General features: G+C 41.5%; 10 protein-coding genes. 8 read left to right on the top strand and 2 right to left on the bottom strand.

What is annotated here, in order from left to right:
- Positions 1 to 377 precede the first annotated feature (377 nt).
- The 6 genes from AB0756_RS35510 (at position 378) to AB0756_RS35485 (ending at position 8,841) form a co-directional block, all read left to right on the top strand.
- The gene (locus tag AB0756_RS35510) at positions 378 to 1,778 is read left to right on the top strand and encodes an LCP family protein (protein WP_038084386.1); all 1,401 of its coding nucleotides are present in this window, start codon (positions 378 to 380) and stop codon (positions 1,776 to 1,778) included.
- 558 nt (positions 1,779 to 2,336) lie between these two features.
- A complete protein-coding gene (gene thrS, locus AB0756_RS35505) occupies positions 2,337 to 3,557 on the top strand; it encodes a threonine--tRNA ligase (RefSeq protein WP_050045710.1) in 1,221 nt (406 codons plus the stop codon).
- A gap of 72 nt (positions 3,558 to 3,629) precedes the next feature.
- Positions 3,630 to 4,067: a DUF6918 family protein gene (locus tag AB0756_RS35500; RefSeq protein ID WP_038084388.1), complete on the top strand. Its 438-nt coding sequence runs from the start codon at positions 3,630 to 3,632 to the stop codon at positions 4,065 to 4,067.
- An 853-nt stretch (positions 4,068 to 4,920) separates the two neighbouring features.
- The gene (gene ltrA, locus AB0756_RS35495; protein WP_082051694.1) at positions 4,921 to 6,783 is read left to right on the top strand and encodes a group II intron reverse transcriptase/maturase; all 1,863 of its coding nucleotides are present in this window, start codon (positions 4,921 to 4,923) and stop codon (positions 6,781 to 6,783) included.
- A 242-nt stretch (positions 6,784 to 7,025) separates the two neighbouring features.
- A complete protein-coding gene (gene iscB, locus AB0756_RS35490) occupies positions 7,026 to 8,402 on the top strand; it encodes an RNA-guided endonuclease IscB (RefSeq protein ID WP_137986337.1) in 1,377 nt (458 codons plus the stop codon).
- 1 nt (position 8,403) lies between these two features.
- Positions 8,404 to 8,841, top strand: coding sequence for a response regulator (locus AB0756_RS35485; RefSeq protein ID WP_038075409.1), 438 nt, complete (start codon positions 8,404 to 8,406; stop codon positions 8,839 to 8,841).
- Positions 8,842 to 8,939: 98 nt separating this feature from the next.
- On the opposite strand, the gene AB0756_RS35480 is transcribed toward AB0756_RS35485, so the two are convergent.
- Positions 8,940 to 10,142 carry an FtsW/RodA/SpoVE family cell cycle protein gene (locus AB0756_RS35480; protein ID WP_038075406.1) on the bottom strand — a complete coding sequence of 401 codons (1,203 nt, stop codon included), beginning with the start codon at positions 10,140 to 10,142 and terminating at the stop codon, positions 8,940 to 8,942.
- A 382-nt stretch (positions 10,143 to 10,524) separates the two neighbouring features.
- Between AB0756_RS35480 and AB0756_RS35475 the strand changes: the two genes are divergently transcribed.
- Positions 10,525 to 11,007, top strand: a complete 483-nt coding sequence (locus AB0756_RS35475) for an RrF2 family transcriptional regulator (protein ID WP_038075404.1) — start codon at positions 10,525 to 10,527, stop codon at positions 11,005 to 11,007.
- Positions 11,008 to 11,034: 27 nt separating this feature from the next.
- On the opposite strand, the gene AB0756_RS35470 is transcribed toward AB0756_RS35475, so the two are convergent.
- Positions 11,035 to 11,457: a YidH family protein gene (locus tag AB0756_RS35470; protein WP_038075401.1), complete on the bottom strand. Its 423-nt coding sequence runs from the start codon at positions 11,455 to 11,457 to the stop codon at positions 11,035 to 11,037.
- Between the two features lie 809 nt (positions 11,458 to 12,266).
- Here AB0756_RS35470 and AB0756_RS35465 point away from each other — a divergent pair.
- The gene (locus AB0756_RS35465) at positions 12,267 to 13,193 is read left to right on the top strand and encodes a LysR family transcriptional regulator (RefSeq protein ID WP_038075607.1); all 927 of its coding nucleotides are present in this window, start codon (positions 12,267 to 12,269) and stop codon (positions 13,191 to 13,193) included.
- Positions 13,194 to 13,329 lie beyond the last annotated feature (136 nt).

Raw genomic sequence — 13,329 nt, 5'->3', positions numbered from 1 at the left:
GACAACATGTAAAATACCCAAAATGGCGTTGAGGTTGCGTAAGTCCTATTAATGTAGCTACCTCGTAAATCCATGTAAAAAAGGGGGGAATAACCTCCTAAATTCTCCTTGTTCGGGGGGATTTAGGAGGTCTAAAGTTTTGATACCTTAGAGACTTCTTTGAAAACATTCTCTGTGCTTTGTGAGCTTTTTTAGAATACCCCTCCACTTTAAAAACATCCTAGAAATGCCTGCTAGTGAAGGATTACTTTGAAGAAACAGCAAAAAAGCTGCTAATAGTAGAAATATAAATAAAGCTAAGATAATTATATCCAACTTAATAAGTTTTATTTAGTCTGCAAATTCCCCAACCTTCAGAAGTAAGTGCGAGGCAGCTAGTGACCAGTAAAAAATCTTTAGTGGCAGAAAATGATGGTGTTGAAACATCTAACAAAACACGTTGGAAGTGGCTGTGGTTGGGGATGGGTGCGATCGCACTGATTTCCGCAACATTAGGGGGGCTGCTTGCAGTTTCTATGACGAGCACACCTTTGATGCAGACAAAGCTGACCCCAAAGGAAGCGGAAGTTTTTGAGAGCGATCGCCTGACTGGAGAAGGGCTAAAATTTTCAGAGTTAACTCGTCCTGTCAACATTTTAGTTATGGGGATGAGTGTACTGCCAACAGATGTTCAAAACCCACCAGCGGGAGTGAAAAATCGCGGTTACTTACCCCAAGTTAACTCCTTTAGCGGTCTTACCGACGTCATGCTGTTAGTAAGACTTAACCCAGAGGAAAAAAAAATAGTTATTCTTTCTGTTCCTAGAGATACTCGTGTCTCTTTAGAAGGACATGGTGTTGTTAAAATCAATGCAGCTAACGTTGTAGGTGGACCAGCTTTAAGTGCCAAAACAGTCAGCGAACTATTAGGTGGAGTAGAAATTGACCGCTATATCAGAATTAACGTTTTAGGCGTTAACAAGTTAATTGATGCTTTGGGAGGCGTCACAGTTGATGTTCCCTATGATATGAAGTATAGAGATGATTCTCAACACTTATATATCAACTTAAAGAAAGGAAAACAACATCTTAACGGTGACAAAACCCTACAAATGTTGCGTTTCCGTAATGATGGACGTGGCGATATTGGTCGAGTTGAGCGACAGCACATAGTGATGCGATCGCTAGCAGAGCAAACCCTCAATCCCGCTTTGTTAGCACGATTTCCCAAAATTCTTAATGTTGTCCGGTCTCATCTTGACACCAATTTGACAATTGAGGAAATATTGACCCTTGTTAATTTTGGAGTGCAAACAGGTAACTCGAATATGGAAACGCTAACGCTTCCAGGTAGAGCCAGCACGCATCATGAGTATAAAACCAGTTATTGGATACCAAATGCCAAGCAGATTGAAAAAATGGCGATCGACTACTTTAATCTGCAGGTCATGAACCTACCGCAAACCTCCGACTCAACTCTACGACAAGTTGTCATTAAAGACAGCACGGCTAGCGATAGCGAAAGCCTGCAAAATTTAATGCGTTCGTTAGAACTCGTCGGTTACTCTGGTGTTTACGTACCTGAACCTTGGCGCGAACCTTTAGATACAACTTACATTATTGTCAGAAATGGAAATCGCGACACTGCCGACGCACTTCGCGCTGCTTTGGGATTTGGAGAAGTGCGCGTGCAAGATGAAGGCAGCTTTGACTCAAATATTACCATTGACTCGCCTGTGACTATTGTTTTGGGTAAGGATTGGTTGGAACAACAAAATAGCACCAATCTTTCCTACTAAGGGACAAGGGGGACAAGGGAGACAAGGGAGAGTGGTTCGTAACTCCTCCGCTCTTGCGGTGTTTCATCCCCTTGATAATCGTAAGGCTGTTTTTGGTGGAGCGCTCTGAAGTTGACAAATTATCTAGGTTCGGTTACAACATAAAATATGCACCGCATATTCTATTGAGCAAAAACAAAATTTTTAATCATGCAACTTCAGATGCCTCTGACAACCCGAACACGAACTACCCAGACTACCAGTATGGGAGGGTTGTGAGGCGAGGATATTGACTCACAAATCATAAGACTGTGAAACCCTCCCAGTAACTGCTTGGGGGGTTTTTGGTTTTTACGGAAGATCGTTTGCAGACATAGCAAACAATAAGAATTTAACTATCAAAGTAGGCAAACAAATGTTTTTTTTCGCTGACTTTATAACAACCACTACCACTACCACCGAGATCGCGCCTGGAGGGACGACGTGAAGTGATTTGTTGCGTAGCAAGCAAGATTCTCCCCTCCTGGTAAACCAGGAGGGGATTTTTATTTGTAAACAATACTTAGGAGATTGACACCAATGTACGACCATCGAGTTCTTGCTAAAAATATGGATTTATTTCACTTTGAAGAACACAGTCCGGGTATGGTCTTCTGGCATCCCATGGGTTTGAGGCTCTTCAGGGTTATCGAAGACTATATGCGGCGAGTTTATCAGTCTCACGGGTTTGAGGAAGTGCGCTCGCCTCTCGCATTGAGCCGTTCGCTGTGGGAACAATCCGGTCACTGGGAAAAATTTGGCAACAATATGTTTTTTGTAGGCAGTATGAGCCACGATAAGCACTCCAAGATTGACAATCCAGAATTAGAAGCTGTGAATTATGCTTTAAAACCAATGTCTTGTCCGGCTCACATTGCTATTTATAAGTCACGCAAGCGGAGTTATCGAGAAATTCCCATGCGGCTTATGGAGTTTGGTATTGTTCATCGCAATGAACCTTCTGGTTCTTTATCGGGTTGCATGCGTTTGCGTCAGTTTGTACAGGATGACGCTCATATTTTCTGTCAAGAAAGGGATTTGAGGAACGAGATTAATAGCTTTCTCAAGATGGTCAGTGAAGTTTATTCAGCATTTGGTTACAAAAATTTTGCTATCCGGATTTCTACGAGACCAGAACAGCGCTTGGGCTCTGACACGCTTTGGGACAAAGCGGAGGCTGCTTTGATAGGAGCGTGTCAAGCTTTAGGGTATGCCTACGAGATGTTACCGGGAGAAGGAGCTTTTTACGGTCCCAAAATTGAAGTGAGTTTGGAAGACCATCTTGGAAGATCTTGGCAGTGCGGTACAATTCAAGTTGACTTTAACCTTCCTCAAATTTTTGAGCTTTCTTTTGTCAATAAAGATGGGCAGCTCGAACAACCGGTCATGTTACACCAAGCGGTTTTAGGTTCTCTTGAACGCTGGATTGGAATTTTGTTGGAAAATCAAGAAGGTGCATTGCCTCTTTGGTTAGCCCCAGTTCAAATTGCTGTTGCTTCAATTTCTGAAAAATCTGCAGACTGGGCAGAATCCATTGCTGCAGAGATCGAGTCAATGGGAATTAGGACGGAACTTTATGTTGGCGAGCGCACGATTTCTAAAAAAATTCGAGAACTCTCAGCAAAAAAAGTTCCTCTAATTGCGGTAGTTGGCGAACAAGAAAAAGTCAATGGTACGGTTAATCTTCGCCACCTGGGTATTGCAGGACCCGAAGAAATTGAATTTGCCAAGCTTAAGGAGGAGCTGAGGTCTTTTGCTTAAACTTGCCATGGCATCGATCTGCTTAACAAGTTAACTTTAATATGCCGACTTATTTAGTTAAAGGAGAAGATAATGGGACTGAGTGATGGTCTCGCAGATCCAAATAAAAAGAATATGGTTGTCTCAGACTGCCTAAAGTTGATGGACACGCAAGTTGCGTCAACCGGGGGAGTTTCTGGTATTGCCTTAAAAGCAGGCTACACTGCCATTAGGAAGATCGCGCCCAATTATTGCGCTGAAGCTGTGGAGCGTCTTCTGCCAGAATTTTTCTCGGCACTCGATCCTATTTGGAGTGAAGGCGTACAGACAGGCGATCCCGCCAAACACCTCATCCAAAACCAATCTCGTACAGCAGATGCATTGTTAAGTGTCACCGATGCTAGGAGTGAGAAAACCAAAAATACAACTGTACGGAGTGTGTACAACAAACTCCGCAACTCCGCTAAGAAGAACGTAGAGGAAGCAATACCGGACTTAGCACAGATAATTGATAACTATACTAAGAGCTGATTGCATACAAATCTAACTGGGTCATCTTAAGAATCTCTCTAGAGGCGTCTTCTTGGGAGCGCCTCTATACCTCTTACTAGGATTGAGATAAAAATATATCTACCTCAAGAATGTTTTTTTCACTTTGATGGACTTTTAACGATAAGAATTTATGTTAAGCTACTAGACTAAACTCTACATAAACTTTATGTATGTCTCTGAGAAGTACACAAAACGAAGTAATTCGTAGTGTGCGATTCGTTCACTCGAAATGAGTAATAAATTATTCAGGGATGAGTGGCAGGGAATAAGAACCGAGTAATCGGAACAGAACCTTTGACAACTAGATGACCATGAGGGTGACTCCGAGGAAATCCTAGAGTACATAAGAGAAGTCCCTCCCCGTAGGTGCAACGGTGACAGCATCACCCCTAGGGTAGCGACTAGCCATCAATCCCTAAAGCGGGGTGAGAAGGAGGTAAAACTGGTAGCCTAAACTGGTTCCCTTCGAGCATAAACCTACGAGCAGCGCAAGCGAAGATGCGTAACCGTCGTTATTACTAACCAGCGAAATAAGGCTGAACGCGCTGGAGCCAAAAAAAAAAGGCAACGGATAAGGGACTGGCATTTACTACGATGACCAGCAAGCACTCCCAATAAACCCGGCGGATAAGCATCGCTCTAAAGGTTTCAAACAATGGTTATCTGGAACGAAGTAACTTAATGTCCACTCTCAGGAGGTCGATACTGAGTAGGTGCTAACCGTATGTGGCGTTAAGAGAGATTGAGTCAAAAGCGAATGCCTTGTGTAATAACGAGGATATGCTGACAGACTTACGGTGATTTGGAATGTAGAGTCACAGTAGCAATAAATATGTCTAAAACACGAAGAGTCACAACGGAATCAAATGAGGAAGCGATCCAACCCTTGAAGGAATTGCGAAATCATGAAACTGTGAATGATAAATCGATGGTGGAATGGAGGCACACTGACTGGCGTAAGCTAGAAAAACGTGTCTACAAGTTGCAAAAAAGAATCTACAAAGCCTCACAGCGTGGTAATGTCAAAGCAACTCGCAAACTCCAAAAGACGCTGATGAAGTCCTGGAGTGCAAAGTGTCTTGCGGTTAGACGGGTTACACAAGACAACCAAGGTAAGAAGACGGCGGGTGTGGACGGTGTGAAATCACTAACTCCAAAGCAACGTCTCACCTTAGTTGCCAAATTAAAATTAGGCTCAAAGGTATCGTCTACCAGACGTGTATGGATTCCAAAGCCTGGGAAAGATGAAAAAAGACCTTTGGGTATCCCGACAATGTATGACCGCGCATTGCAAGCTCTCGTAAAAATGGCACTTGAGCCAGAATGGGAAGCTAAGTTTGAACCTAACTCATATGGGTTTAGACCAGGACGCTCATGTCACGATGCTATCGAAGCTATTTTTAATAGTATCAAAACAAAACCAAAATTTGTTCTGGATGCTGACATATCAAAGTGCTTCGATAAAATCGACCACACGGCACTGCTAAGAAAATTAAATACATTCCCCACCATTCGCCGTCAAATACGTGCTTGGTTAAAAGCGGGAGTGATGGATAATCAGCAGTTCCAAGAGACATCTGAGGGTACTCCCCAAGGCGGAGTCATTTCGCCGCTTTTAGCAAACATTGCCCTCCACGGTATGGAAGAACGAATTAAACAATACGCTGAAACATTACCTGGTACAAAACGGGTCAATCGATTTAGTATATCGTTAACTCGTTACGCCGATGATTTCGTAATTTTACACGAAAATCTAGCCGTTGTTCAAAGATGTCAAACAATTATATCTGAGTGGTTAAAAGACATGGGTTTGGAATTGAAGCCATCAAAAACACGCCTAACTCATACTTTAAATAGGTATGAAAATGAAGAACCGGGGTTTAACTTCCTTGGTTTTAATATTAGGCAGTTTCGAGTGAGTAAATACCACTCAAAACAAGGTTTCAAAACAATCATCACCCCAAGCAAAGAAAAGCAGAGGATACACTACGAACGAATAGCTAGTGTCATCAATGACCACATCCCAGCTCCACAAGAGGCAATTATCAACCGATTAAATCCAATAATCAGGGGATGGTCTAACTACTATTCAACGGTAGTAAGTAAAGAAACTTACTCCACATTAGACAATCTTATGTATTCTAAGCTAAAAACTTGGGCAAAACGCCGTCACCCAAATAAATCAGGAGAATGGGTAACCAAGAAATACTGGCGCACCATTGGCGGTGATAATTGGGTCTTCGCCACTCCAAACAAAGGGGAAAAAAATTCGATGCGATTACTAAAACACGCAGAAATACCCATTGTTCGGCACGTAAAAGTGAAAGGCGATGCCAGTCCATACGATGGCAACCTAATTTATTGGAGTTCAAGAATGGGCGCACACCCTGAAGTGCCAAAAAGAGTAACAAAACTCTTAAAGCAACAAAAAGGAAAATGTGCTCACTGCGAATTGTACTTCCGAGAGGAAGATGTACTGGAAATTGACCACAAAATACCTCCAACTCAAGGAGGTAAAGACGAATATAAAAATCTCCAGTTATTACATAGACACTGCCACGACATAAAAACAGCCAATGACAAATTGGCTGGAGGTATGCACTTGGACAAGCACCAAATTACCGAGGAGCCGGATGAATTGAAAAATTCACGTCCGGTTTTGAAGACGAGTCGCTCTGGTGACGGAGCGGCTTAGTTTACTAAAACGAAGTAATTCGGTTAACTGACTTCACCATGACTCAGCGTAGAACTGTTTATTCTACGTTACTCGCAAGAGTTTAAGTCCGCTTTTAAATGATGACTTAATGAGATTAGCCAGTCTCAAGCGTCGAGGGAGGAACATGGCTGCTTTGTGCTAGTGCAACACCGAACCTTTTGGTTGAAGTTTAAAAGCAGTGTCGAGGCACACCATACCCCAATCGGGAGATTCATCAAATGATGATGACTAATTCTGTATTTGTTTTAAGTAAGAATGGCTTAATACTAAAACCAACAACACCAGCAAGAGCCAGGATTTTACAATCTATTGGCAAAGGGAAAAAGCTGAAATTATTCCCATTTACTTTAATTCTAGATAAGGATGTTGATGAAAATATAGAGCCATATTTAGAACTAAGAATTGACCCCGGTTCAAAATTTACGGGCATTTCCTTAGTAGATTTAAATAAGAATGAAGTCATCTGGGCAATGGAATTAGAACACCGGGGCGCTCGGATTAAAATGGAATTAATTAAACGTGCAGCTACAAGACGTTCTAGAAGATCCAGAAGACTGCGCTATCGCCAAAAGAGATTTGACCGCAAAAAGCCAGATGGATGGTTAGCACCAAGTTTACGGCATAGATTGTTAACTACCCAGACTTGGATCAAACGGTTGCTGAGATTAGCTCCGATTAAATCAATTGCAATTGAATCGGTGAAATTCGATTTCCAAAAAATGGAGACACCAGATATAGAGGGGATTGAATATCAGCAAGGTACTTTGTTCGGCTACACCTTACGCGAAGCACTTCTAGAACATTGGGGTAGAGAATGTGTATATTGCGGTAAGACAGACGTTCCCTTACAAATAGAACACATTCATGCACGAACTAAAGGAGGTAGTGACCGATTCTCAAACCTGACTTTATCATGTGAAAAATGCAATCAGAAAAAGGGAAATAAGCCAGTAGAACAATTTCTCAAGGGGAAACCAGAAATTCTCCAAAAAATTAAAGCACACCAAAAAAAGTCTTTAAGTGATGCATCTGCTGTCAACTCTACCCGAAAAGCTATATTTGAGATGGCACAGCAATTCGGATTAAGAGTAATTAGTGGTGATGGTGCATCTACTAAAATGATTCGGATTAAAAGCGAATTGCCCAAACAGCATTGGATTGATAGTGCTTGTGTCGGAACCGACCAAATTGTTAAATTACGAATATACCAATCATTGCGCGTTACTTGTACTGGTCATGGCACAAGACAAGTACAAAGAGTGAATGCCAGTGGTTTTCCCGCCATAGCCAGCATCAAAAAGAATCCCATTACTGGTAAAAAAGAAGTCAATTTAGTCAGTAAAAATGAGAAATATACTCACGCTAGAGCTGGTGATTATGTGATTTGTAATTTGCTCAAAGATCGCAAACACATTAAGGCGGGAATTTATCGTGCTAGAGTCAAAACGCCAACGCCTAAAGGAGTAGAAGTCCTAATTAACGGGTATCGTATTGCAATCGATCGACAATACGTTCAGCTTATTCATTGTGCCGATGGCTATGAATGCAGTTTTGCTACGATTGACCAAAATTTACTTCGTTTTAGCGCGATTAGATAACATGACCAAATTTACAATTTTAGTGGCGGAAGACGATCCTAATGACGCCTTCTTTATTCAAAGGGCTTTTCAAAAGACTCAACTGGTTCACACCCTTAAAGTTCTAGAAGATGGAGATGCGGTTATAAATTATCTATGTGGCATTGATGAATACGCTGACCGGGAACTCTATCCTTTGCCAACACTCATACTCTTAGATATCAAACTACCACGCCGTTCGGGTCTTGAGGTTCTCGAATGGATACGCCGCCAACCTCACTTGAAACGCTTGCTCGTCATTATGCTGACTTCTTCAGACCAAGACAGAGATATCAACCTAGCCTATGAACTAGGTGCTAACTCATATTTAACAAAACCAATAGGGATTGATAACCTACAGGAAATGGTTAACAGTATTAACAAATACTGGTTACTTCTTAATAAACAACCAGAAATTTAAAGAAAGGAAAGTATATCTTTCCCCACGCTCAAACCTCAATGTCCCATTGCCTTTGTTATACCCAGGAAGAGGTTTCGAGTTCCCCAATTTTCACAATCTCAAGTGAGATGATTTCTTTGGAAAAGCCGCCGTCTTCGCCTGTTCTCTGATTCTTCTCGCAACGGTACTACGTCAGCTTCACTGCTTTCGCGTGCTACGCGAATCAGCAAAGCAGCAGATAGCAAACTAGCAATCATCGAATTTCCACCATAACTAAACATGGGTAATGGCAATCCAGTTGTTGGCAAAGCACCAGTGGTAACACCAACATGAAGTAATGATTGTCCTACCATCAAAACAGTTACCCCAATTGCTACAAGTCGATAGACCGAATGTTTGGTCTTAAGAGCTATAATTAATCCTAAAGTGGCGTATAAAGCGAGCAGTACTAACAGCACCGTACTGCCAACAAAACCAAATTCTTCAGCAAAAACAGCAAAAATAAAATCGGTGTCTTGAATTGGCAAATAAAACAACTTTTGTTGGGAAAGCCCAAACCCCGCCCCCCATTGTCTACCAGAACCAACAGCCAGCAAACTTTGTACGAGTTGATAACCATCTCCAGTTGGATCTGCCCATGGATTTAGAAAAGAAAGCACTCGTTTGCGCTGATATTCTTTGATACTAATACTCAGTACTGCCAGGGCTACACCTCCAACTGCTGTTCCTCCCAAATACTTATACGGTAATCCTGCAGCAAGGGCAATCAGCCAAATTGTCATTCCACATAATGCAGTTGTACTTAAGTTAGGCTGTATTAAAATTCCCAAAATAATCAGACAAAAGATACCCAGCCAAACAAAGCGCACTCGCCAACTTAACCTTTCCCATTGACCAAAAAGTCGCGCACTTTGCAATACTAAAAAGGGTTTAATGAGTTCAGAGGGTTGAATTGGGATCGGTCCTATGGCTATCCAGCGAGACGCATCAAATGCCTTTTTTCCCAATCCCGGTATCAAAGTTAGGAAAATCAGCCCCAATAGCAAGATTACAAACCAATGGGATATATTTACGATCCTGCGTAAGGGCAGGTTGACTATGATATTGAATATTATTAACGCTACGAACACCCACAGGACTTGACGCTTGAAGTAATACAGCCCATCATTGTGGCGATCGTCGGCAACGGCATAAGATGCAGAAAACAGCACGATTAATCCCACAAACAGCCATATCAATGTCAACCAACGCAATAAACGTGCCTCAAGTGCCCAACTGGACACCGAGTCATCGAAGAATGGAATCAGGCGGCGTAAATTCACAGTTTCAACTAGGTATGTAAGGTGTATTCGTTGAGAATGCAGTTAATGATACTACCTCATTCCAGAATTCATCATTACAATTTCAAGAATTACAAAAAAAAGGAACGGGGAACAGAAAGCCCCCGTACCTCCTTCCCCCTGAAAAATTTTTGACAAACGGCCCATTTTGTGAGACTGGCATCTTGCCCATCCTCTATTTCCCCATGGGCGCGACGCCCGCACCACAAGAAGTTTTTGAATGATTTTTTATTTTGAGAATTTTGTTAGATAATCTACGGTAAGTCGATGAAAAATAATGCTTTTTAGATTCGCAGTTGGCACACTACCACATTCGGCTCTGTCATGAGAACTTGTTTCGCATAAAATTACTATAATCACATCAATGAACAGTAGTATACTGAGTAAAGACTTGAATAGCCAAAATTATACTCTTTTGGATCTGTCTTCCAAAGTAGAGTATGCACTGCTGGCTCTTTTAGAACTAGCAAGCAACAAAGGAAAAAGAGATCCACTTACCATGAGCGAGATTACCGCCAGACAACCCATACCGGAACGCTATTTAGAACAAATCCTCACTAGTCTGCGGCGAGCAGGTCTGGTACAAAGTCATCGTGGCTCAAGAGGCGGATTCGTTTTAGTTCGAGAACCTTGGCAAATTACCTTATTGGAAATTGTGACCGTTGTTGAAGGTGAGCGGAAGGACAGAGAATCTTCTCTTCCTCCCACTTTAGAAAAGAACTTAGTTCATGAAGTGTGGGATCGAGCCAATACAGCCGCTACTGAAGTTTTACGTCGCTATACTCTCCAAGATTTGTACCAGGAAAGGGAAGCTCGAATACAGCAAGGTCCAATGTATTACATTTAGACAAAGGAGTCACTCGTATATGTTTTTTTACTCAACTATTACGGAATTTAATGAGTCAAGCGGAATGGTGAAAACATAATAGACAACTCCAATTCCCAGGAGAATCACAGCAAGGCTAGAAAGAATAACCCAACGGTCTGCTGGTTCATAAGCATCCTCGTCAATATCTCGACGAACGACAAGGTAGTGCTGGGTTGAAAGCATGACCGTTAGCAATCCTACTAGTGAAAAAGCCAAGCCTAACTTCCAGCCATTACCCGGACCTTGAGGTGCAAGGGGAGGGCGGAGTATGCGAAGCCGGACAATGAGAACACCAAAACCCATGAGCGCTATCCCACTTCTCATCCATGCTAAATAGGTGCGCTCGTTGGCTAAATGTTCTCGAACTCGGTCAGCACTGGGGCTTTTTGGTTTTTCTGGTTTTTCTGGTTTTTCTGCATCTATTGTCATAAATTTAATGGGAATTGCATGAACGAATTTTTTTAGCAGTCTTTCAAATTAGACTCATAAATATTCATACTATTAACAGTGACAGGTGACAAAATAATTCGTAATTAAGAATTGATAAATTACAAAAAGAGTGAAGACCGCTAATGGCTGATGGCTAATAGCTAATGGTCAAAAAGCAATTAGCTATTAGCAATCCAAATTATTGACAAATGATTTAAGATTGCTATAGCAGAAAATATGACTGTTGACTTTTGAATAGAAATGTATGTGAAAATGTTTTATCTTGCGTACTATAGCGGCCCTAAATGAAATATAAAAATAAGAGTGAAGACTGCTAATGGCTAATTGCTTTTTAACGTGTCTTAATCGAGTACTGTTGGCACTGTATTGCACTCTAGCAATAAAAGCAATTATCGATTCTTGCTGTATTGATAAATATAACTTATTAAATATTTAAAAGTATTAAAAACAACATAAAATAATTTACAATGCGCTTTTGGTTTTGAAAATCTATTGTTTCTCAACCTCCAAACAAGCAATTTTTTTTAATAGGGAATTTTTTAAGTTGTATTTAAAACTGAGCCAAATGACTCGAAAACCTCTCAATGTATTGTTTTTTACAAAAAAAAAATCGTTTTTATTGCTATACTGAAGTGATATTTAAAAAAGATTTGTAAAATTTATTGCTGTAAAAGTTTTCATATCGCTTACCGACTACGGTAACTTGCCCTATTTACCGTATAGGACTATACTTTTGATAAGCTTGTTGGAGTGAAAATACTTGGTCAGGGATGCTTGAAAGAGCCTATATGACGTTTGAGCAGTTACGAATTTTTCTTGCCGTAGCAGAACTAATGCACTTTACCCGTGCAGCAGAATCGCTATATATTACCCAGCCTGCTGTGAGTGCAGCCATTCAGAGTCTGGAAACAGAATACGGGGTCAAATTATTTCATAGAATTGGTCGTCATATCGAAATCACTGATGCTGGGAAGTTGCTCCAAGTAGAAGCACAAAAGATTCTCGATCAAGTTTCTTTAACTCAAAGGGGCTTGCGAGAGTTAAACAATATGCAACGGGGGGAGTTAAAACTGGGGTCAAGTCTGACTATTGGTAATTACTGGTTACCTGAAAAAATTAGCCAGTTCAATCGTCACTATCCCGGTATCCATATAAATTGCACTTTGGGTAACGCTGAAGAAATCTGTGAAGGAACCGCGACGGGGTTGTTTGATTTCGGGTTAGTGACAGGTGACGTGAAAGTCTCCCTGAGAAACTATTTAGAAAAAGAAGTTGTGGGAAGCGATCGCTTGCAGATAGTTGTAGGCAAATCTCACCCTTGGTTTGGCAGAAGAGAAATTTCCCCCGCAGAACTCCTTACAACAACTTGGGTGATGAGAGAGTCAGGGTCTGGGGCGCAACAAATGTTTGAGCAAGCCCTGCAAAAATGGGGAATCGAGCCGACCGAACTGGAAGTTGTTCTCGTTCTTAGTAGCAGCGAGATGGTAAAAGCAGTCGTTGAAAGCGGTGTAGGTGCAGCAGCCATTCCAGAATTGATGGTGAAAAAAGAATTACAGCTATCCACACTGCACGCAGTCCGTGTTATCGGTCGAGATACTAACACAAAGTTAGAAATTGTCCAACCCGTATGGAAACTGAAGCACCTACAACGCTTTCAAACCAGAGTAGCAAGCGCTTTTGAACAGATTCTCAGTCAATGTTCGCTCTCAGTGTAGGGGAATTGGGGATTGGGGATAAGGTAAAATTGCCTTCCTTGTCCTCAATCCCCAATCCCTTCGTACCAATCAATTACTTTTTTTTATTGAATTAAGAAAAAAAAATACTTGCTTTTATTGACAGTATCCTTGTATA

The sequence above is a fragment of the Tolypothrix campylonemoides VB511288_2 genome, assembly GCF_045999855.1.
Lineage (GTDB): Bacteria > Cyanobacteriota > Cyanobacteriia > Cyanobacteriales > Nostocaceae > Scytonema > Scytonema bouteillei_A.
The sequence above is the reverse complement of the archived record's forward strand: the minus strand, read 5'-3'. Positions and strand labels throughout refer to the sequence as shown.

Bases quoted from the DNA above. Each gene is read 5' to 3' on its own strand.
- AB0756_RS35500 (WP_038084388.1), top strand. From the start codon at position 3,630: ATGGGACTGAGTGATGGTCTCGCAGATCCAAATAAAAAGAATATGGTT.
- AB0756_RS35470 (WP_038075401.1), bottom strand. From the start codon at position 11,457: ATGACAATAGATGCAGAAAAACCAGAAAAACCAGAAAAACCAAAAAGC.
- thrS (WP_050045710.1), top strand. From the start codon at position 2,337: ATGTACGACCATCGAGTTCTTGCTAAAAATATGGATTTATTTCACTTT.
- AB0756_RS35475 (WP_038075404.1), top strand. From the start codon at position 10,525: ATGAACAGTAGTATACTGAGTAAAGACTTGAATAGCCAAAATTATACT.
- iscB (WP_137986337.1), top strand. From the start codon at position 7,026: ATGATGACTAATTCTGTATTTGTTTTAAGTAAGAATGGCTTAATACTA.
- ltrA (WP_082051694.1), top strand. From the start codon at position 4,921: ATGTCTAAAACACGAAGAGTCACAACGGAATCAAATGAGGAAGCGATC.
- AB0756_RS35485 (WP_038075409.1), top strand. From the start codon at position 8,404: ATGACCAAATTTACAATTTTAGTGGCGGAAGACGATCCTAATGACGCC.
- AB0756_RS35465 (WP_038075607.1), top strand. From the start codon at position 12,267: ATGACGTTTGAGCAGTTACGAATTTTTCTTGCCGTAGCAGAACTAATG.